General features: G+C 73.3%; 16 protein-coding genes and 1 pseudogene. 13 read left to right on the top strand and 4 right to left on the bottom strand.

Going from position 1 to position 20,303, the window contains the following annotated elements:
- Window position 1: 1 nt before the first annotated feature.
- From ACFZBT_RS23430 to ACFZBT_RS23450, 5 genes and pseudogenes are all read left to right on the top strand, one after another.
- Window positions 2-2,065, top strand: a complete 2,064-nt coding sequence (locus ACFZBT_RS23430; RefSeq protein ID WP_391106443.1) for a discoidin domain-containing protein — start codon at window positions 2-4, stop codon at window positions 2,063-2,065.
- A 19-nt stretch (window positions 2,066-2,084) separates the two neighbouring features.
- Window positions 2,085-2,681 carry a TetR family transcriptional regulator gene (locus tag ACFZBT_RS23435; protein WP_391106445.1) on the top strand — a complete coding sequence of 199 codons (597 nt, stop codon included), beginning with the start codon at window positions 2,085-2,087 and terminating at the stop codon, window positions 2,679-2,681.
- Between the two features lie 67 nt (window positions 2,682-2,748).
- Window positions 2,749-3,546, top strand: coding sequence for a nitrilase-related carbon-nitrogen hydrolase (locus tag ACFZBT_RS23440; RefSeq protein ID WP_391106447.1), 798 nt, complete (start codon window positions 2,749-2,751; stop codon window positions 3,544-3,546).
- Between the two features lie 286 nt (window positions 3,547-3,832).
- Window positions 3,833-4,951 carry a hypothetical protein gene (locus ACFZBT_RS23445; protein ID WP_391106449.1) on the top strand — a complete coding sequence of 373 codons (1,119 nt, stop codon included), beginning with the start codon at window positions 3,833-3,835 and terminating at the stop codon, window positions 4,949-4,951.
- Window positions 4,876-5,346: pseudogene (locus tag ACFZBT_RS23450) on the top strand (molybdopterin cofactor-binding domain-containing protein); the annotation flags it as partial. The gene ACFZBT_RS23445 and the pseudogene ACFZBT_RS23450, both read left to right, overlap by 76 nt.
- A gap of 3 nt (window positions 5,347-5,349) precedes the next feature.
- On the opposite strand, the gene ACFZBT_RS23455 reads toward ACFZBT_RS23450, so the two are convergent.
- The gene (locus ACFZBT_RS23455; RefSeq protein ID WP_391106451.1) at window positions 5,350-6,477 is read right to left on the bottom strand and encodes a hypothetical protein; all 1,128 of its coding nucleotides are present in this window, start codon (window positions 6,475-6,477) and stop codon (window positions 5,350-5,352) included.
- 1,317 nt (window positions 6,478-7,794) lie between these two features.
- Between ACFZBT_RS23455 and ACFZBT_RS23460 the strand changes: the two genes are divergently transcribed.
- The 3 genes from ACFZBT_RS23460 to tgmB all read left to right on the top strand — a co-directional run bounded on the left by ACFZBT_RS23460 (window position 7,795) and on the right by tgmB (window position 9,429).
- On the top strand, window positions 7,795-8,106 hold the full coding sequence (locus tag ACFZBT_RS23460; protein ID WP_391106453.1) for a DUF1232 domain-containing protein: 312 nt from the start codon (window positions 7,795-7,797) through the stop codon (window positions 8,104-8,106).
- A gap of 131 nt (window positions 8,107-8,237) precedes the next feature.
- Window positions 8,238-8,429, top strand: a complete 192-nt coding sequence (tgmA, locus tag ACFZBT_RS23465; protein ID WP_391106455.1) for a putative ATP-grasp-modified RiPP — start codon at window positions 8,238-8,240, stop codon at window positions 8,427-8,429.
- Between the two features lie 16 nt (window positions 8,430-8,445).
- Window positions 8,446-9,429 carry an ATP-grasp ribosomal peptide maturase gene (gene tgmB, locus ACFZBT_RS23470; RefSeq protein ID WP_391106457.1) on the top strand — a complete coding sequence of 328 codons (984 nt, stop codon included), beginning with the start codon at window positions 8,446-8,448 and terminating at the stop codon, window positions 9,427-9,429.
- Window positions 9,430-9,486: 57 nt separating this feature from the next.
- Here tgmB and ACFZBT_RS23475 read toward each other — a convergent pair whose 3' ends face one another.
- On the bottom strand, window positions 9,487-9,690 hold the full coding sequence (locus ACFZBT_RS23475) for a hypothetical protein (protein WP_391106459.1): 204 nt from the start codon (window positions 9,688-9,690) through the stop codon (window positions 9,487-9,489).
- A gap of 149 nt (window positions 9,691-9,839) precedes the next feature.
- Window positions 9,840-10,313 carry a hypothetical protein gene (locus ACFZBT_RS23480; protein WP_391106461.1) on the bottom strand — a complete coding sequence of 158 codons (474 nt, stop codon included), beginning with the start codon at window positions 10,311-10,313 and terminating at the stop codon, window positions 9,840-9,842.
- Window positions 10,314-10,500: 187 nt separating this feature from the next.
- On the opposite strand from ACFZBT_RS23480, the gene ACFZBT_RS23485 reads away from it, so the two are divergent.
- Window positions 10,501-11,472: a helix-turn-helix domain-containing protein gene (locus ACFZBT_RS23485; RefSeq protein ID WP_391106463.1), complete on the top strand. Its 972-nt coding sequence runs from the start codon at window positions 10,501-10,503 to the stop codon at window positions 11,470-11,472.
- 44 nt (window positions 11,473-11,516) lie between these two features.
- On the opposite strand, the gene ACFZBT_RS23490 is transcribed toward ACFZBT_RS23485, so the two are convergent.
- The gene (locus ACFZBT_RS23490; protein ID WP_391106465.1) at window positions 11,517-11,768 is read right to left on the bottom strand and encodes a DUF5133 domain-containing protein; all 252 of its coding nucleotides are present in this window, start codon (window positions 11,766-11,768) and stop codon (window positions 11,517-11,519) included.
- 233 nt (window positions 11,769-12,001) lie between these two features.
- Between ACFZBT_RS23490 and ACFZBT_RS23495 the strand changes: the two genes are divergently transcribed.
- Genes ACFZBT_RS23495 through ACFZBT_RS23510 form a run of 4 tightly spaced genes read left to right on the top strand, consistent with a single transcriptional unit; the run spans window position 12,002 to window position 20,278 of the window.
- Window positions 12,002-13,528, top strand: a complete 1,527-nt coding sequence (locus tag ACFZBT_RS23495) for a carboxyl transferase domain-containing protein (protein WP_391106467.1) — start codon at window positions 12,002-12,004, stop codon at window positions 13,526-13,528.
- 50 nt (window positions 13,529-13,578) lie between these two features.
- Window positions 13,579-15,342 (top strand): AMP-binding protein, encoded by a 1,764-nt coding sequence (locus ACFZBT_RS23500; protein WP_391106469.1) that lies wholly within the window; start codon window positions 13,579-13,581, stop codon window positions 15,340-15,342.
- Window positions 15,339-19,298 (top strand): beta-ketoacyl synthase N-terminal-like domain-containing protein, encoded by a 3,960-nt coding sequence (locus ACFZBT_RS23505; RefSeq protein WP_391106471.1) that lies wholly within the window; start codon window positions 15,339-15,341, stop codon window positions 19,296-19,298. The genes ACFZBT_RS23500 and ACFZBT_RS23505 overlap by 4 nt, the downstream gene beginning before the upstream one ends.
- 23 nt (window positions 19,299-19,321) lie before the next feature.
- Window positions 19,322-20,278: an alpha/beta hydrolase-fold protein gene (locus tag ACFZBT_RS23510; protein ID WP_391106473.1), complete on the top strand. Its 957-nt coding sequence runs from the start codon at window positions 19,322-19,324 to the stop codon at window positions 20,276-20,278.
- Window positions 20,279-20,303 lie beyond the last annotated feature (25 nt).

The raw sequence follows: 20,303 nt of genomic DNA on the forward strand, positions 1-20,303 counted from the left end.
TGTGACCGGTTCCGGACGCCCGTACCGCAGACGCAAGAACATCACCGTCGTGTCGCTCCTCCTGCTCGTGCTGTCGATCGCGCTCGGTCCCACACCGAGTTCGGCGGCCGGAACCGACTGGTGGAACCCGACCGCGCGGCCCGCGCCGGACTCCGGGGTCAATGTCACGGGGGAGCCCTTCACCGGGACCAACGCCCGGGGCGAGGTGCGCGGCTTCGTCGACGCGCACGACCACATCTTCTCCAACGAGGCCTTCGGCGGCCGTCTGATCTGCGGAAAGCCGTTCTCCGAGCAGGGCGTCGCGGACGCGCTCAAGGACTGCCCCGAGCACTACCCGGACGGCTCGCTCGCGATCTTCGACTTCATCACCAACGGCGGTGACGGCAAGCACGACCCGAACGGCTGGCCCACCTTCAAGGACTGGCCGGCCCATGACTCGCTGACGCACCAGCAGAACTACTACGCCTGGGTGGAGCGGGCCTGGCGCGGCGGCCAGCGGGTGCTGGTGAACGACCTCGTCACCAACGGCGTGATCTGCTCTGTCTACTTCTTCAAGGACCGTAGCTGCGACGAGATGACGTCCATCCGGTTGCAGGCCAAGCTGTCGTACGACATGCAGGCCTACATCGACAAGATCTACGGCGGGCCGGGCAAGGGTTTCTTCCGGATCGTCACCGACAGCGCGCAGGCCCGTCAGGTCGTCGAACAGGGCAAGCTGGCGGTCGTCCTCGGCGTGGAGACGTCGGAGCCGTTCGGCTGCAAACAGATCCTCGACATCGCGCAGTGCAGCAAGGCCGACATCGACAAGGGCCTGGACGAGCTGTACTCGCTGGGCGTGCGCAGCATGTTCCTGTGCCACAAGTTCGACAACGCGCTGTGCGGTGTCCGCTTCGACTCGGGCTCGCTCGGAACGGCCATCAACGTCGGCCAGTTCCTGTCGACGGGCACGTACTGGAAGACGGAGAAGTGCACCGGACCCCAGCACGACAACCCGATCGGCAACGCCTCGGCGGCCGCGGCCGAGAAGAAGCTTCCGGCGGGCGAGGAGGTCCCCTCGTACAGCACTGACGCCCAGTGCAACGTCAGAGGACTCACGGGACTGGGCGAGTACGCCGTCCGCGGCATGATGCAACGCGGCATGATGCTGGAGATCGACCACATGAGCGTCAAGGCCACCGGCCGGGTGCTCGACATCTTCGAGGCCGAGTCCTACCCCGGCGTGCTCTCCTCGCACAGCTGGATGGACATGGACTGGACCGAGCGGGTCTACGGCCTGGGCGGCTTCATCGCCCAGTACATGCACGGCTCCGAGGGCTTCATCTCGGAGGCGAAGCGCACGGAGGCCCTGCGCGACAAGTACGGCGTGGGCTACGGCTACGGAACCGACATGAACGGCGTCGGCGGGTGGCCGGGACCGCGCGGCGCGGACACCCCGAACAAGGTCACGTACCCCTTCAAGAGCGTCGACGGCGGCTCCGTCATCGACCGGCAGACCACCGGCGAGCGCACCTGGGACCTGAACACCGACGGAGCCGCCCACTACGGTCTCGTCCCGGACTGGATCGAGGACATCCGCCGGGTCGGCGGCCAGGACGTGGTGGACGACCTCTTCCGCGGCGCCGAGTCCTACCTCGACACCTGGGGGGCCTCCGAGCGGCACGAGGCCGGGGCCGATCTCGCGCGCGGCGCGGCCACGTCGGCCAGTTCCTCGGAGTGGAGCCTGTTCACGAGCTACAAGCCGCACCGTGCCGTCGACGGCGACCGCGGCACCCGCTGGGCGAGCGACTGGAGCGACGACCAGTGGTACCGGCTCGACCTCGGGTCCGCGAAGCGCGTCGACCGGGTCACCCTCGACTGGGAGGACGCCTACGCCAAGTCGTACCGCGTCGAGCTCTCCACCGACGGGGCGAACTGGCGGACCGTCTGGTCCACGACCGCGGGCGACGGTGGCCTGGACACCGCGAGATTCGCCGCCACACCGGCCAGGTACGTACGCGTCCAGGGGCTGGAACGCGGCACCGACCGGGGCTACTCGCTCTACGAGGTCGCAGTCCACGGCGGCTGACACCCACGAGAGGGGTTCCATGGCACGGTTGCCGTCCGCCGAGCGGCGGCGACAGCTCACCGAAGCGGCGATCAGGGCGATGGCCCGGGACGGCGTCTCCAGGACGACGACCCGGTCCATCGCCGCCGAAGCGGGCGTCTCGCTGAGCGTCTTCCACTACTGCTTCGACTCCAAGCAGGAGCTGATCGAGTCCGTCATCACCACCATCACCGGCCACTACGTGACGGTGGTGAAGGAGGCCCTGTGGCCCAGGGCCACCCTGGAGGAGACCGTCCGGGCGGGCTTCCAGGCGTACTGGGAGCATGTCCGGGCCCACCCCGACGAGCACATGCTCACCTATGAGCTCACGCAGTACGCGCTGCGCCAGCCCGGTTTCGAGCATTTGGCGCGGCGCCAGTACGAGCTGTACGCGGAGACGTACATCGAGCTCATCGGCCGGCTGCGGCAGACCATGGGCCTGCGCCTGCGCGTCCCCGCCCCGGTGCTGGCGCGCTACCTGGCCGCCATGACCGACGGCCTGACCCTCAACTACCTCGTGCTCGGCGACGACGACGCCTGGTCGGGCATCCTCGACACGGTCGTCGCGCACATCGCGGGCCTGGTGCGCGAGCCCTGAGAACAGGCGGGATGCGCGTCCGGCTCCTTAGGCTCGTAGGGAGCGGGTTTTCCCGGAGGTGACAGTCATGCGAGCCTCGCTGATACAGCTGTCCGTGGAGGCGTCGGACTCCGCCGAGGAGCGCCGCCGCAGGGCGTCCTCGCTGGTCCGCGGCCGGACCGGCGACGATCTGGTGGTCCTGCCGGAACTGTGGACGGCCGGCGCCTGGTCGTACGACGACTGGGGGCGCGACGCCGAAGGGATCGACGGCCCCACCGCCGAGGCCATGTCCGCGGCGGCGCGTGCCGCCGGAGTCTGGCTGCACGCCGGGTCGATCGTCGAGCGGGACGCGGACGGGACCCTCTACAACACCGCGCTCCTCTTCGACCGGGCCGGTGACCTGCGCGGCCGCTACCGCAAGATCCACCGGTACGGCTTCGACACGGGTGAGGCGACCATGATGGGCGGGGGCGGCGACATCGTCACCGTGCCCACCGAATTCGGGGTGATCGGCCTCGCCATCTGCTACGACCTGCGCTTCCCCGAGCTCTTCCGGGGCCTGATCGACGAAGGGGCGGAGCTGATCGTGGTGCCCGCCGCCTGGCCCGCGGCCCGGCTCGCCCACTGGCGGCTCCTGACCCGCACGAGAGCCCTGGAGGAGCAGGTCTTCCTGCTGGCCTGCTGCGCCACGGGCACCCATGGCGGTATGCGGCAGGGCGGGCACAGCGTGGCCGTCGACCCCTGGGGGACCGTCCTGGGCGAGGCCGGCACCGCGGCGGAGACGGTGACGGTGGAGGCCGACATGAGCGAGGTCGCCCGGATCCGCTCCGAACTCCCCGTCCTGCGTGATCGTGTCCTCGCCATAGGGTCCGCCGCCGGGCGGTGACACCTGCCGTCCGTCCGGACCCCGTCCGGGTGAAGCGAGCAGGACCCGCCCCGATGCGGATGGTGGGCGGGCCCTGCTCGTGCCGTCCATTGTCCGGAGCGCGGTTCGGCTGGGCCACGAGTGTGAACCGTCGGTGTGCGCGCGGCGCGCACACCCCGTGCGCGGGGGCACCTCACATGGCAGCGCGCATCAGGGGTACGCCCATAGGTGTGACCCCGGGTTATCCCGGCCGGTCTGCGGTGACGATACTGGCAGGCACACCTGCCCCCAGCTCACAGATGGACCCATGCCGATCTCCTCCACCGTCCGCCCCCAGACGCCCGCCACGGTGTGGCTGGCGCGCGGCCGCCATGCCTCCGGCGCCGCGGAAGACGTTCTCAGGCGCTCGCTCCAGCAGCGCAAGGACAGTCAGGACATCGACGACTTTCTGGAGTTGCCCGAGGCCGAGGCCGGGCCGTCGGAGCGGGTCTTCGAGGCCCGCTGGCGGGTCGGCGCCGGGGTGATCGTGCGGGCCCGGCTGAGTGTGACGCCCGGTCCGGACAGCGCGGGGCAGGAGTGGATCCTGGTCGCGGAGGCCGAGGAGCCGTGGAGCGACGACTGGCCGTCGCCGACCGGTCTGTTCTGGCCGCAGGAGCCGGAGGCCGCCTGGGACCAGGACCCCGCCGTGAAGCTGTCCCTGCGGGAGGTCAATCCGCTCCCCCAGGACGACAAGGAGACGAAGCGCCTGCTCCGCAACGCGGTGCGCGGCGGATGGCACATCCATGTGGTCGTCCACGAGGCGATGACCGCGGACGAGAAGGGCCGCATGCCGGTGGCGCGGTGGCTCCCGCCGGGCCTGCGGCACCGGGTGGTGGAGCACCGCGCCGTCCCGCAGCAGTCGCGAGGGCTCAACTGGGCCCTGCGGGACTCCGGCGTGCAGGTGCCGCGGGGCGGTGCCGTGGTGCTGCCCGGCTCCCCGGCACCCGAGGGTTACGACGCCGAGGACTTCTCGGTCCGTGCGGTCTTCCTGGACGGCTCGGAGCCCGCCGACCTCGTCGAGGCCGTGAAGCGGTTCGCCGCGCTGCCGAGGCCCCTGCCCGACGGCGCCGAGGCCGCCCTCACCGCGCTGCGGGAGGACTGGCACCTGCTGAATCTCCAGGAGGAGCTGGACCGCCAGCGTGGTCTGGTCGCCATGTACGCCGACGCGCTGGAGGCCATGACGAAGTCCCGTGACCTGTACCGGGAGGCGGCCGAGCGCGCTCACGAGGCGCTGACCGCCTACCAGGAGTCCGACGGGACCCTTCCCGCGCGGCAGCAGCCCTCCGCTGCCCCCGCCGGCTCTCCGCTGCAGCAGCTCACCCGCACGTTCGAGCGCTTCAAGGGAAAGTCCCAGCGCCCCGTGGCCCCGTCCCGGGACGAGCACTAGGAAGCCTTCGCGGGGCGCGTGTCAGTCGTGGCCAAGTGAGTACCCGGGCCGTACGGCAGTGGGGCGCGGCGGATACCGAGAGCGCCGGGGCCCGGCACGCCTGCGGGGCGCACTTCGCCGAGGTCGCGGTGGACACCGTCATTGGCGAGGTCCGGGCCGGCCGGCTGCCCGGGGTGTACGCCGCCGGGCGCGTCCTCAACGCCGGCACCGCACGCTCCCAGTTCGTCGGCGGCATGACGATCGGCAACGCCGTGCACCACGCCACCGGCGGTCCGCTTCCGGAACTCCCGCTCACGCCGGACCGGGTGCTGGCCGGCCTGCTCGATCGCCGGGCGGCGGACGACGACCGGACCGGACCCGCTGCGTGCGGATCCGGTCCGGTACGGCGGTCGTAGCCGTCACTCCGCCATACTGCGTGCCTCGGTCGCCGGCAGCGGCGCCCACTGTCCGCTCACGAGGGGCGCCACCGCGCGGAAGACCAGCGAGAGCAGGGCCAGCAGCGCCGTGCACACGGCGGCACCGGCGGCGAACCACGGCGGGGCGAGCGCGAGGTCCACGGCCCGGGTCAGGGACGCCGACGGGAAGGAACTCCCGTACGCCTGGGCGCCGGCCAGCACCGTGGGTACCACCACCGCCCCCGCCAGTACCGGCGCGACGGGGCGCAGGGCCAGCAGCAGCGCCAGCACCGTGCACAGCACGGACAGGCCTAGGGCTATGGCGTGCAGGTCCAGGGACGCTCCGCCGCGCCGCAGCGGGAAGTGGGCCACCGCGCACACGGCCAGGGCCAGCGCCGTGAGCCAACTCGACCACGCCATGGACCTGGTGAGCCGCTCCGTCGCGCGGTCGCGGTCCGTGGGCGCGGAGTCGAGGGTCCGGCGGGTCTCGCGGCGCCTGGCCGGGCGGACGGGCGTCAGCGGCTGCGTGGTCTCGGTCTCGGGATGCGCGGGGCCGGTCGGGACGCGGCCGTTGCGGTCCAGCCGTTCCAGGCCGAGGCGGTCGATCAGCTCGACCAGTTCCCCGACGGACCGGCCGGTGGCGGCCGCGCGGAGTGCCTCCTCGCGGACGTGGGGCATGTGCGGCTCTTTGTGCAGCAGGGTCACGAGCCGGGTCACTTCCTCCACCGGCCGGTGGGCGGCCGCGGCCCGGATCGCCTCGTCCGCGCTGTCGGCGTCCCGCGGGGGCTTCGTCAGCAGCGCGATCATCCGGCTCACGTCCTCCACGCGCCGCTCCACACCGGCCGTGCGGAGTGCGTCGACCATCGCCTCGGCGTGGTCGGGCGACTTCCCCAGCGAGGTGATGAGGGCGACGACCTCCTCCAGGGGCCGGTCGACCACGGCGGCGTGCACCAGGTCGCTGACCGCGTCACCGTACGGCGCGGGCGCCGGTCCCGTGCCGGGCCGCAGCTCCACCGGATTGTCGTCCAGCGAGCGGATCACGAACGGCCGCGCACCGGACGGCTCCGCCTCACCCACCGCGTCGGCCGGGGCCGGGCCGGGGCCGCCGGGTCGGGCGTGCGGCGGATTCACCGGTTCCTCGCGGTGGCCCGCGGGCGCGGCGGAAGGCCGGTGGGGCCCAGAAGCGGCGGGCTGGGCGGACGGCGGGCTCGCCGGGTTCGGGCGGAGGCCTTCAGGCGCGGAGGACTGACGGTCCGCCTGGTGAGGCCCTGAGACAACGGGCCCGGCCGACGGGGGGCTCGCCGGGTTCGGGCGGAGGCCTTCAGGCGCGGAGGACTGACGGTCCGCCTGGTGAGGCCCTGAGACAACGGGCCCGGCCGACGGCGGACTCACCGAGTTCGGGCGAGGGCTCGCGGGCGCGGAGGACTGACGGTCCGCCTGGCCCGGCCTCGAGTCAACGGGCCCGGCCACCGACGAGTTCACCGGGTTCGGAGGGGGACCCCCGGGCGCGGGCGACGGCCGATCCGTGTGATGCGGCGCCAAGGCCGTCGGCTCGACGGACGGCGAGCCCACCGGGTTCGGGCGGGAGGGGGCGGCAGGACCCGCAGGCTCCGTGTCCGCGGGCTCCGCATCCGCCCCGCCGGGGCCGCGCACGGCAGACCGCTCGGGCGCCGTACCCGAACCGGGGGCGGCGGACCGGTCGAAAGCCACAGCAGCCTCCTCCCCCAAGGCGGAAGCAGAGGCAAGAGCGGCCGCAGGCGCAGAGGCAGGACTCCCAGGGCGCGCGGAATCAAGGTCCGCCGGGGCCACACCGGGACCAGCGGGCCGGGCCGCCTCGGTCGCATCGGCGACAGCCGGCCGTGCCGGATCGGCCCCGTTTACGACAGGGGCGACAGGCCGGGCAGACGGCGAAGCCACCTCGTCCACGCCAGAAGCAGGCGGCGGCGCCGACACCTGGTCCGCCGCGTCCCCACCAGGGGCGGCCGGTTCCGGGCCGGGCGGGCCCGCCGGGTGAGGCGCGCTGGGAGGCTCGGTGCCCGCACGGTACGTCTCGGGCGCGGGTGCGGCGGGCTGCGTGCTCGTCTGCTCCACCTGGTACGCGCCGGTGGCGACGGTGGTCTCGGCGGACGGCTGGGCGGCCCCGTTCGACTCGCCGGTTATGGCGGACCCGTTCGAGCGGGGTGATGAAGAGCAGGTGGTCATACTCGCCTCCATGGGAAGAGTGCGGCCGCTCCTGCGCCCCCCGTCGTGTGACGAGCGACGTTACGCTGACCATTACTAGGCGCCCCCTTCACCCCGTGCCACTCGTGTGAGCCACCGGGATGACCACCCCAGGGGGAAAATCCGCCGACTCGCCGACATGTCGGGCCCCGGCCGCAATACAGCCGCCGGAAACGGGAATCCACGTAAGGACACCCCGTGTCGCGGCACGCCAGGAGGAGGGCACCCGTGGATACGACCGCAACGGTGATCACCCTGGCCGCGATTCTCGCGGCCCTCGTCCTCGTCCTCGCCGTCCGCGTCTTCCTGAGACTGGTCCGAACTCGGCGCGATCTGCGAAGCGCGGGCCTGCCCACAGGGCCGCGCTGGGTCTTCTGGGGCGCGGTTGTCTATTTCGTCCTGCCGGCCGACGTGCTGCCCGACCCGGTGTACCTCGACGACATCGGTGTGCTGCTGCTCGCTCTGCGTACCGTCCGTGGCTCCCTCGGCGAGCGGGATCGCAGGCCGACACGCCGGGCTGACCAGGAACCCGCGAAATAACTACGGAGAGTAAGGAAACCAACCACCCGTTCGATTCGTATAAGTCTCTGGAAGCCGAAACAAGCGAGCGGCCGGGGGGCCGCGCCCAATGACCAACGCTTGGTCGGCGCAGTACCGACGAGGGAGAGACGATGCAACCGTTCGCGCTCAACTACGCGCGCCCGGCAGTGGAGTTGGAAGCTGCTATTCCGTATGCGTACGACACCGGACTGCAGTTGAACGTGCTCCTCGACGGCCGAATCGCGGCCAGCGACTTCGGTCTGCTGAGAGAGGTGGGCACCACGACGTCCACCGCGGGCTCCAAGACCCACTTCGACGACTGACCGCGGGCCGCCGAAGATGACCGTACTGATCCTCACCTGCGAGGAGGACGTGACCGCGGACATGGTGGTCGTGCACCTGAACGCGACGGGGGTTCCGGTGGTGCGCGTCGATCCCGCCGACCTGACCGGCGGTGTCGCGCTGTCCGGCGAGTTCGTGCACGGCCGTTTCCGTGGCCATCTGTCCGCCGGGGGGCGGCTGGTGAGCATCGGGGGACTGCGCTCGGTCTGGGTGCGCCGGCCCGGCACACCGGCCGGGCGGGCGGCCCAGCCGTCCGCGTGGCTGACCGAGGAGGCCGCCCAGGCGCTCTACGGCATGCTGCGGGGCTCGGACGCGCGCTGGATGAACCACCCGGACGCGGCCCGCCGGGCCCGGCACAAGCCGTGGCAGTTGCGTCTCGCCCAGCGGTGCGGCCTGCCCGTGCCCGCGACGCTGATCACGACCTTCCCGCGGGCCGCCCGCGAGTTCGCCGAGCGCTACCCGGACCTGGTGGTCAAGCCGGTGTCGGGCGCGCATCCGCAGGACCCGCCCCGGGCGGTGCCGACCAGCCGGGTCGCGCCCGACACGGACTTCTCCGCCGTCGCGTTCGGGCCGACGCTGTTGCAGCGGCGGGTCGCCAAGCGGGCCGACATCCGCCTCACCGTCGTCGGTGAGCAGCTGCTGGCCGCCCGCAAGGCGACCGCCGCGGACGCGGACCCGGACGACGTCGACGTGCGTTTCGCCGCGCCCGGTTCGCCGTGGCGCCCCACCGATGTGCCGTCGTGCATCGCGGCGGGCGTCCAGGCGTACCTGCGCGAAGCCGAACTGGCCTACGGCGCCTTCGACTTCGTCGAGGACGCGGACGGGACCTGGTGGTTCCTCGAGTGCAACCAGTCGGGGCAGTTCGGGTTCGTCGAGGTGGAAACGGGTCAGCCGATCGCGCGCGCCATCGCCGAGTGGCTGGCCCGCCCGGTCCCCGAGGGGTCATCGCATGTCAACGGCTCGAGCACGAAGGTCCGTTGAGCACCGGGTCCGGCCACGCGCCGGCCCCGGGCGGTCTCATGACCACGGCCTCCCGGCTCACGGCTGCCGCGGGGCGGGGAGCATGGCCGTGCGCTGCCAGCCCGTGCCCGGGGACTGCGGGCGGTCGTAGCCGGGGGACTGCGAGGGCCGCATGACCAGCTCCAGTTCCCTGCTCACGCGTTCGGCCTCCCGGCGAACCTGGGTGGGCACATCGCCGCACTCCGCGATGAGTCGGTCGTAGATGGGGGAATCCTGGAACACCCGGCAACGTGCCTTTCTGCTCGTCGACCCCGTGCGGGGGCAAGACTGACGAGTCTAGGCGGCCCGGCATCCCGGAGTGTGAATTCCCTGGGATGACTTGACGCAGAACGGACATCTGTGCCATGCGGAGTGACGGGACTCTCGGTCTCTCAGGCTCCCGTGGTGGAACCCGGCCGGACGATCATGAGGACGGTGACCGTCGCCCACAGGAGATTGAAGATGCCGGTGAACATGGCGAGTTGCACGGTGTTCCGATGCTCGACGGCCTGTTCGCCGTTCAGCCGGCCGAGGAGCTCTTCCTGGCGGGGCAGGACGAAGGCGGCCAGGATCCCGGCGGCGGCCGCGGTCAGCGCGACGGAGGTGACGAGCCATCCGCTGCCCAGGACGCCCATCGCGGCACCGGTGGCGAGCCCGAGGACCGGGACGGCCAGTCCGATGCCGGAGTAGACGCGGCAGATCCGGTGCAACAGCGCGACCGTACCGACCGCCGAGGCGCCGGGGGCCCCTCCGAGCGCGGCGGACGCGCGGCGCGCCGCGGGCGGGAACATGCTGGCCGCGACGGTCACGGGACCGATGGCGACGATGGCGGCCAGCACATGGAGGGACAGCAGGATCTTGGTCACCACGACTCTTTCATGACGCGATCGACGATGCCGGGCTCACGCTAGGGATCCGGGACGTGAACTCCCATGGGCTGGAACGACAGCTTCCAACGGGTTCTCGCCAACTCTCCCGACCTGCGCCCCTGCCTCACGCGCCGCCCCGTCCCCGGGTCACACCGCTGGCGGGAACCCGCCTAGGGTGACCGGCATGCACTCCGTGGCGATCCTCGTTCTCGACCGAGTGGTGCCGTTCGACATGGCGGCGCCCCAGCAGACGTTCGCCTGGACCCATATGCCGGACGGGCGGCCCGCCTACCGCGTCCGGTTGTGCGCCGAGACGCCGGAGGTGCGCGCGGACGGCGGTTTCACCCTGCGCATCGAGCAGGGGCTCGAGGCGCTGGCGGAGGCCGACACCGTCATCGTGCCGGGCTGCTCCCCCGACGCCGCTCCACCCTCCGCCCGGGTGCTGGCGGCGCTGCGGCGGGCGGCCGAATCCGGCACCCGGATCGCGTCCGTGTGCGTGGGTGCCTTCGTGCTGGCGGAGGCCGGGCTGCTGAACGGGTTGCGCGCCACCACGCACTGGGTGGCCGCGGGTGAACTGGCCCGGCGGTTCCCGCGGGTCGAGGTGGAGCCGGACGTGCTGTACGTCGACAACGGACAGATCCTCACCTCGGCCGGCGCGGCGGCGGCGCTGGATCTGTGCCTGCACATGATCCGCCGGGATCTGGGGTCGGCCGTCGCGGCGAACATCGCCCGGATGTCGGTGATGCCGCTGGAACGGGAGGGCGGGCAGGCCCAGTTCATCGTGCACGAGCACCCGCCGGTGCCCAGGGGGTCGGCATTCGAGCCGCTGCTGGAGTGGATCGAGGACCATCTCGCGCACGAGGTGACGCTGGGCACTTTGGCGGCGCGCGCGGGGATGAGCGAGCGGACCTTCAGCCGCCGCTTCCGCGAGCAGACCGGCACCACGCCGTTGCAGTGGCTGCTGCGGGCGCGGGTGCGGCGCGCCCAGTACCTGCTGGAGAACACGGACCACTCGGTCGAACGGATCGCGCGCCAGGCAGGGTTCGGCTCGCCGACGGCGTTCCGGGAGCGGTTCCGCAAGGTGGTGGGCACCACGCCGTACGCGTACCGCACGGCGTTCCACCTGAAGACGAACGCCCCGGCGGCCCGTCCATAGGCCACCGGGGCGGTACCCGGCCGTGTGCCGGGCCTCACACGATGTCAGCCGACCAGCGTCAAGCCGTTCTCCCCGTCCGCCTCCGCGGCCTCGGACCGCCCCTTGGTGAGCAGCAGGGCGTCGGCCTTGGCGATGGCGTCGTGGATGACGGACGTCCCCATCATCACGCACAGCGTGTAGCTGACGTCCTCAAGCTGGCGTGCCGCCGTCGGCACGTGCCTCTCCGCCTGAGCGATCCTCAGCGACGCGTACCGCGTCAGCAACTCCCTGACGACCTTGTGGTCCGGTACGAGCACGTAGCGCCCCTCTCTCTGTTTTTCGCTCCGTATGCCCGAACCACGCGGAAACATTCACATGTTTTACTCACGCGGGGTGGAAATGACTGGAATTGATCGGTCTGTTGTCACCGGGGGATGAAACCTCATGGCGAAGGACTCAACTCCCCCACACAGAACGGTGATTCACCCGGCACCTCCACGCCTCACTGCCATAGTCGACAGCCCCTCCGGAGGTGGTTGTGAGCACAGAGGTGAGCGGGAGCACAGGGGAACGCGTCGCCGGCCTGGCAGCACGCAGGGACCGGGCGGTGGCTCCGGGCGGGCCGCGCAGACGCGGGGAGTTCTCGGCCCGGGAGCGGATCGAACGGCTCGTGGACAAGGACTCCTTCACCGAGACCGGCTTGTTCGTGCGGGCCCGGCCCGCCGGGCAGGACGCCCGCCGCCCCTACGGCGACGGGGTGGTCACCGGGTACGGCACGGTCGACGGCCGCCCGGTGTGCGTGTTCGCCCAGGACTCCACGGTGTTCGGCGGCAGCATGGGCGAGGCCTTCGGGGAGAAGACCGTCGCCCTGATGGATCTCGCCCTGAAGACCGGCTGCCCGGTGATCGGCCTGAACGACTCCGGCGGCGCCCGCATCCAGGAGGGCGTCGCCGCCCTCGCCCTCTACGCCGAGCTGGTGCGCCGCAACGTCAAGGCGTCCGGGGTGATCCCGCAGATCTCGGTCGTCCTGGGGCCGTGCGCGGGCGGTGCCGCCTACTCCCCGGCGATCACCGACTTCACGGTGATGGTGGACGGCGCCTCGCACATGTTCGTCACCGGCCCCGACGTCATCGAGACGGTCACCGGCGAGCGCACCACCGCCGAGGAACTGGGCGGCGCCCGCACCAGCAACACCGTCAACGGCAACGCCCACTTCCTGGCCGTCGACGAGGAGGACGCCCTCGACACGGTGCGCGACCTGCTGTCGTACCTCCCGGCCAACAACCTGGAACGGCCACCGGAGTACGCACCCGGGCACGCTCCGACCGGGGCAGCGCTCGACGAGGTCGTCCCGGACCGGCTCGGCGAGGCCTACGACATGCGGGACATCCTGCACGCGGTCGTCGACGACGGCGAACTGCTCCAGGTGCAGGAGCTGTTCGCGCCGAACATCATCTGCGCCCTGGCCCGGGTCGAGGGCCGCTCGGTGGGCGTCGTCGCCAACCAGCCGCTGCGCGCCGCCGGAGTCCTCGACATCGACGCGTCGGAGAAGGCGGCACGGTTCGTACGGTTCTGCGACGCGTTCGGCATCCCGCTGCTGACCTTCGCCGATGTGCCCGGGTATCTGTCCGGGGTACGGCAGGAGCAGGCCGGGATCATCCGGCGCGGAGCGAAGCTGCTGTACGCCTACGCCGAGGCGACGGTGCCCAAGGTCACGGTGGTGGTGCGCAAGGCCTACGGCGGCGGATACGCGGTGATGGGCTCCAAGCATCTGGGGGCCGACGTCAACCTCGCCTGGCCCACCGCCCGTATCGCCGTCATGGGCGCCGAGGGGGCCGTGGGCGTGCTGCACCGGCGCGAACTCGCCGCGTCCGACGACCCGGAGGCGCTGCGCGCCCGCCTTCTCGACGCGTACGAGCGCACCCACGGCACTCCCTATCTCGCCGCCGAGCGCGGCTATGTCGACGCCGTCATCGCGCCGCGCGAGACCCGGGAGCAGGTCTGCCGCGCGCTGCGCGCCCTGCGCGGCAAACGCGCGCCGATGCCGGAACGACGGCACGGCAACATCCCGCTCTGACCTCGCCCTTTCGACTCTTAGGCCGATGCTCGCCGTGAGGAGCCCCGTCTATGGACAGCCGCCGCCCCCCGCTCGCGCCCGCGTGCCCGACGCTGCCGGAGTACGTGTGGCACTGGGCCGAGACCACTCCGGACCGCCGGGCGTTCACCTTCGTCGAGCATCCGGCACAGCACTCGCGCGGCGTCCACCGCACCCTGACCTGGCGCCGTCTGGACGTACGGGTGCGAGCACTGGCGGCGCGCCTCGCCGAGCGGGCCGGGCCCGGGGACCGGGTCGCACTGCTGTGTCCGCAGGGCACGGAGTACGTGACCGCCTTCCTCGCGGCGCTGGCCGCCGGGCTGGTCGCCGTACCGCTGTATCCGCCGGACCTGCCCGGGCACGCGGACCGGCTGGCGGGCGTGCTGGCGGATGCCCGTCCCTCGGTGGTCGTGACCACGAGCCGGGTCCAGGACGAGGTGCGGGACTTCCTCGGCTGCGACGGGCCGCGGATCGTCCTGGCGGACCAGGTGCCCGACGGCGCCGCCCGCGACTGGCGGCCCGTCGCGCCGGACGCCGGGGCGACCGCCTATCTCCAGTACACCTCCGGTTCGACCCGCGCCCCGGCGGGCGTGGAGATCAGCCACGGCAACGTGGTCGCCAACGCCGGCCAGGCGCTGACCGCCTACGGTGCCGACGCCCGCGCGCTGACCTGTGTGGGCTGGCTGCCGCTCTACCACGACATGGGGCTGGTGCTCAGCGTCGCGGCCCCGGTGACGCGCGGCCTCCTGTCGGTCCTCATGGACCCGGCCGCGTTCCTGCACGAGCCGGTGCGCTGGCTGCGGCTGCTCGCCGCGCATCCGGACGTCGTGAGCGCCGCGCCCAACTTCGCCTACGACTACTGCGTCGCGACCGTGACCGACGAGCAGAAGGAGGGCCTGCGGCTCGACAGGGTCACCGCGCTCATCAACGGCAGCGAGCCGGTCCGCCCGGGCACGGCCGACCGTTTCCACGCGGCGTTCGCCGGCCAGGGCCTGGCGCCGGAGACGCACTGTCCGTCGTACGGCCTGGCCGAGGCCACCGTGTTCGTCTGCGCGGCCCGGCCGGGTGAGCCGCTCACCCGGTTCGCGCTCGACCGTGACGCCCTGGCGGCCGGGAAGGCCCTGCCCGCGCGGCCGGACGATCCCCGGGCCGTGCTGCTGGCGGGCTGTGGCACTCCGGCGGGGCAGCGGGTCCGGGTCGCCGACCCGGTGACGCGGACCCTGTTGCCGGAGGGCGAGGTCGGCGAGGTCTGGGTGCAGGGGCCGAACGTGGGACGCGGCTACTGGAACCGGGGGCCGGGGGATGTGTTCGGTGCCGAGTTCGCGGACGCCGGGGCCGGCCCGGGCGGCTGGCTGCGGACGGGCGATCTGGGGACGGTGCTGGAGGGGCAGCTGGTCGTCACGGGGCGGCTGAAGGACCTGATCATCGTGGACGGCCGCAACCACTATCCGCAGGACGTCGAGGCGACGGCCCAGGACGCGGACCCGGCGGTGCGCCGGGACCGGCTTGCGGCGTTCGCCGTGCCGGGCGGCGCCGGTGAGGGGGTGGTGGTCGTGGCGGAGCACGCGCGCACCGCGCGCCTCGCCGAGCTCGACGTACCGGCGGTGGTGCGTGCCATGCGCGGTGCCGTCTCCGCCCGGCACGGGTTGCGGCTCGCCGACGTCGTCATGGTGCCGCCGGGTACGGTGCCGCGTACCTCCAGCGGCAAGGTGTCGCGGGCGCTGACCCGGGCCCGGTATCTGGAGGGCGCGTACGGCGGCCGGGCCCGGGCGGCGACGGCGGGTGCCGCGGGATGAGGCCCGTCGACGAGGACGCGCTGCGCCGGCTCATCGCCGAGCGGCTGGCGGCCTGGTGCGGCTCGTCCCCCGAGGCCGTCCCGATGGACCGGCCCCTGGCCGACCTCGGCATGTCCTCACGGGACGCGGTCGCCCTGGCCGGTGAGCTGTCCCGGGCCACGGGGCGGGAACTGCCGCCGACCCTGCTGTGGGAGACGCCGACCGGAGAGGCACTGGTGGCGCGGCTGTGCGACGCGGGACCCTCGCAGGCCCAGACGGTCGCCCGAGCCGGGCCGCCGGACAGTACGGCCGAGCCGGTCGCGGTCGTCGGAGTCGGCTGCCGCCTGCCCGGCGGGGTGCACGGCCCGGAGGACTACTGGCGGCTGCTCACCGAGGGCGTCGACGCGATCCGGCGCGTCCCGGAGGACCGCTGGCGCGACTTCACCGCCTTCCCGCCCGCGGACGCGCACCCGTACGGCGGCTACCTCGCCGACATCGCCGGGTTCGACGCGGACTTCTTCCGCATCACCCCGCGCGAGGCCGCCGTGATGGACCCCCAGCAGCGGATCCTGCTGGAGGTCGTGCACGAGGCGCTCGACCACGCCGCCGTACCGGCCGGGTCCCTGGCGGGCACCGCCACCGGCGTGTTCGTCGGTGTCTCCGCCCCTGAGTACGGGCAGCTCACCGGCGCCGACCCGGCCGCGGTCGACCCCTGGGCGCCGGCCGGGGGCGCCCTGAGCGTCGCCGCCGGGCGGCTCTCCTATGTCCTGGACGCCCGGGGTCCGAGCATGGCCGTCGACACGGCCTGCTCGTCCTCGCTGGTCGCCGTGCACCACGCCTGTGTCAGCCTGCGCACGGGCGAGAGCGACACGGCGATCGCCGCCGGGGTCAACCTGCTGCTCTCACCGGCCGTCTCGGTCGCCTTCCGGCGCGCGGGGGCCCTCGCGCCGGACGGGCGGTGCAAGCCGTTCTCGGCGTCCGCGGACGGCATCGGGCGCGGCGAGGGCTGCGCCGCCGTGATCCTCAAGCGGCTGTCCGACGCCGAGCGGGACGGCGACCGCGTCCTGGCCGTCGTCCGCGCCACCGCCGTCAACTCCGACGGCCGCTCGAACGGACTCATGGCACCCAACCCGGCCGCGCAGCAGGCGCTGCTGCGGAGCGCGTACGCACGGGCGGAGCTCGCCACGGAGCACGTCGACTACGTCGAGGCGCACGGCACCGGCACCCCGCTGGGCGACCCGATCGAGGCGGGCGCGCTCGGCGCCGTGCTCGGCACTGGCCGTGACCCGGACCAGCCGCTGCTGCTGGGGTCCGTCAAGGGCAACCTCGGTCATCTGGAGTCGGCCGCCGGCATCGCGGGCCTGGTGAAGACCGTGCTGGCCCTGCATCACGACAGCATCCCGCCCTCGCTGCACTGTGCACAGGGCAGTTCCCTCACCGATGACCGGCTGCGGGTGGTGACCGAGCCGGAGCCCTGGCCGCGCTACGGCGGCACCGCTGTCGCGGGCGTCTCCGGGTTCGGCTTCGGCGGCACCAACGCGCATGTGGTGCTGGAGGAGGGGCCGCCCGGCCTGGTCCCGGCCCGGTCGGCCGAGGAACCCGCGGCCCGCCTGCACCTGCTCTCGGACCTCGACGCCGAGCGTCTGGGCGACACGGCGGGCAGACTGGCCGACTGGCTGCGCGACAGCGCCGCGCACCCCGCCGACGTGGCCCGGACCCTGGCGGGGCGCACGGGCCGGGGCCCCGTACGGGCCGCCGTGGTCGCCCGGAATCGTGCCGAACTGGCCGATGTTCTGGGGGCGTTGGCGACCGGGCAGCCGGAGGCGCGGGTGGTGACCGGTGACCGCGACCGCGTCGGGCCCGGCCCGGTGTGGGTCTTCTCCGGATACGGCAGCCAGTGGCCGGGCATGGGCAGGCGGCTGCTGGCCGAGGAACCCGCGTTCGCCGCCGCCGTCGAGAAACTCGACCCGCACATCGCCCCGGAGTGCGGCCTGTCCCTGTACGACCGTCTGTCGTCCGGTGCCGGTCTCGACCGCCTGGAGGTCGCCCAGCCCGTCCTGTTCGGGCTGCAGTTGGCCCTCGCCGAGCTGTGGCGTTCCTACGGGGTGGAGCCCGCCGCGGTGATCGGCCACTCCATGGGCGAGGTGGCGGCGGCCGTGTGCGCGGGAGCGCTGGACGTGGCGGAGGGGTCGCGGGTCATCGCCGTACGGGCCCGGCTGCTGAGCGGGCTGGTCGGCGGCGCGATGGCCGTGGTGGACCTGGACGACGCCGAACTGGACTCGCTGGGGCGGGACTTCCCGGGTGTGCATGTCGCCGTCCACTCCTCGCCCCGGCAGAAGGTCGTCACCGGAGAGGAGGCCGCGGTGGCCGCGCTCGTGCGCCGGCTGGAGGGGCAGGGCCGGGCGGCGCGGGCCATGCGGGTCGTCGGTGCCGGGCACTCGCCCCAGGTGGACCCGCTGCTGCCGGAGCTCGTCGACGCGCTGGCCGGTGTCCGGGTGCGGCGGCCACGGGTCCCCGTCTACTCCACCGTCCTGGACGACCCGCGCGGCGACTGCGTGTTCGACGCGGAGCACTGGGCGGCCAACCTGCGGCGGCCCGTGCGGCTGGACCGGGCGCTCGCCTCGGCGGCGGCCGACGGCCACACGGCGTTCGTCGAGATCTCACCCCACCCGGTCCTGACGGGGGCCGTCGCCGACACCGTGCCCGGCGCCCTCGCCCTGGCCACCCTGCGCCGGGACGCCGACGGTTCGGAGGCGTTCGCGGGACAGCTCGGCGCCCTGTACGTGGCGGGCGGGCGGCTGCCCGTGCCGCCCGGCCGGGTCGTCGACCTGCCCCGGCCCCGCTGGCGGCACGTACGGCACTGGTGGACGGACGGCCGGGCACACGCCGAGCCGGTCACGGTCGAACCTCAGGTCGAAGTCGCTGAGCCCGCTTCGGTCCTGGCCCGGCTGACCCGGCACATCGCCGCCGTCACCGGCCACTCGCCCGCCCGTGTCGCCCCGGGCACCGCTCTGGCCGACCTGGGCCTGGACTCGCTGATGGCCGTCCGCGTCCGTACCGCGGTGGAGCGCGAGTTCGGCGTCGCGCTGCCCCTGCGGGACCTGTTCGCCGCCGTCACCGTCGAGGACGCCGCCGCCCGGATCGGGCAGGCCCTCCCCCGCGCGGACACCCCGCTGCGCCCGCTGCGTGCCACCGGCTCGCGGCCCCCGCTGTTCCTCGTCCATGCCGCAGGCGGCCCGGTCGCCGTCTACCGCGCGCTCGCCGAACGGCTCGGGGACGACCAGCCGGTGCACGGGCTGGAGCGGATCGAGGAGGCCCGGACCGTGCCGGAGAAGGCGCGGCGCTACGCCGAGGCGATCGACGCCGCTCACCCCGGCGGGCCTTGTGTGCTGGGCGGCTGGTCCTTCGGCGGCTTCGTCGCCCAGGAGACCGCGCGGCAGCTGACCGCCGCCGGGCGGGAGGTGCGGCTGGTCGTGCTCATCGACTCCGTACGCCCTCTCCCCCGGCCGGGGCTGACGCCCGCCGATCGGATCCGGGCGCATTTCGAGGGCTTCGCCCGCCACGTCGCCGACACCTACGGCGTGCGGCTGGAGTTGCCGTACGACGACCTGGTGGCCATGGACGACGACGGGGCCCGTATCGGCCTCGCGCTGCGGGCGCTGCGCGAGGCCGTCGGCGTGCCGCCCGCCGCGCTGGAGCACCAGCGGGCCTCCTACCTGGACCTGGGCATCGGGGAGTCGCACCGGCCCGGCGCCTACGACGGGCCGGTCGTCCTCTACCGGGCCACCGAGCCCGCGCCGCACACCGTGCGCGACCCGGCGTACGAGCGGGACGACGAGGCGCTGGGCTGGGACGAGGTGTGCCCGCGCCTGGAGGCCGTGCCGGTGCCCGGTCACCATCTGTCGCTGCTCGACCCGCCGCACGTCGACGAGATCGCCGCCCATCTGAGCCGGGTGCTCGCCGAGCGGGCCCCCTGAAACCGGAATCCCGAGGAGCCGCCATGTCCGACCTGTCGCCGCAGCCCGCCGCCGGAGTGTCCCGGCGCACCGTCGCCAGAGCGACGGCCGCCGCCGGCCTCGCCGCCCTGTTCGGGGCCGCGAGCGGCACGGCCCGTGCCGGGGCGGCCACCCGGCTCGGGCCGCGCACCCTCGACGTGTCCGTGCCCTCCCCCGCGCTCGGCCGCAGCGCGCCCGTCCGGCTGATCCTGCCGTCGGACTTCGGCACCCGGCCGGAGCGCAAGTATCCCGTGCTGTATCTGCTGCACGGCGCCCATGACGACTACACGTCCTGGACCCGCGAGACGGACATCGAGGCCTTCACCGAGGGCCGCGGCCTGATCGTGGCGATGCCGGACGCCGGCCCCACCGGCATCCCCACGGTCTGGCGCGGCGGCCCCGACTACGAGACCTTCCAGGTCGAGGAGGTGCCGGCGCTGCTCGCCCGGGACTACCGGGCCTCCGGAGTGCGGGCGGTCGCCGGGGTCTCCACGGGCGGCTACGGCGCGATGGCCCACGCGGCCCGCCACCCGGGCGTGTTCAGGGCCGCGGCCTCCTACAGCGGCATCCTCGACACCACGGCCCCCGGTGTTCCCGCCATCATGGACGCCATCGTGGCCCGGGAGAACCTGCCGGCCGCGTCCCTGTGGGGCAATCCGGTGTTCAACCTCCTGACCTGGCGGGACTTCAACCCGCGCGCCCGCGCCACCGGGCTGCGCGGCACCGCCCTGTATGTCTCGCAGGGCAGCGGTGTGGGCGGCGGCGGCGGCGATCCGCTGCCCGGGATTCTGGAGAGCGCCCTGTGGCCCTCGACCCAGGGTTTCGCCCGCACCCTGGCCCTCATGGGTGTCCCGGCCACCACGCACTTCTACGGGGGAGGCGGACACGACTGGGCCCACTGGAAGCCGGAGTTCACAGCCTCGTGGCCGATCCTCGCCCGTGCGCTGGGCGTCCCCGAGTGACGGAGGTGCCGTCGGGGCACGGAAC

The organism is Streptomyces sp. NPDC008137, from assembly GCF_042957035.1.
Taxonomy (GTDB): domain Bacteria; phylum Actinomycetota; class Actinomycetes; order Streptomycetales; family Streptomycetaceae; genus Streptomyces.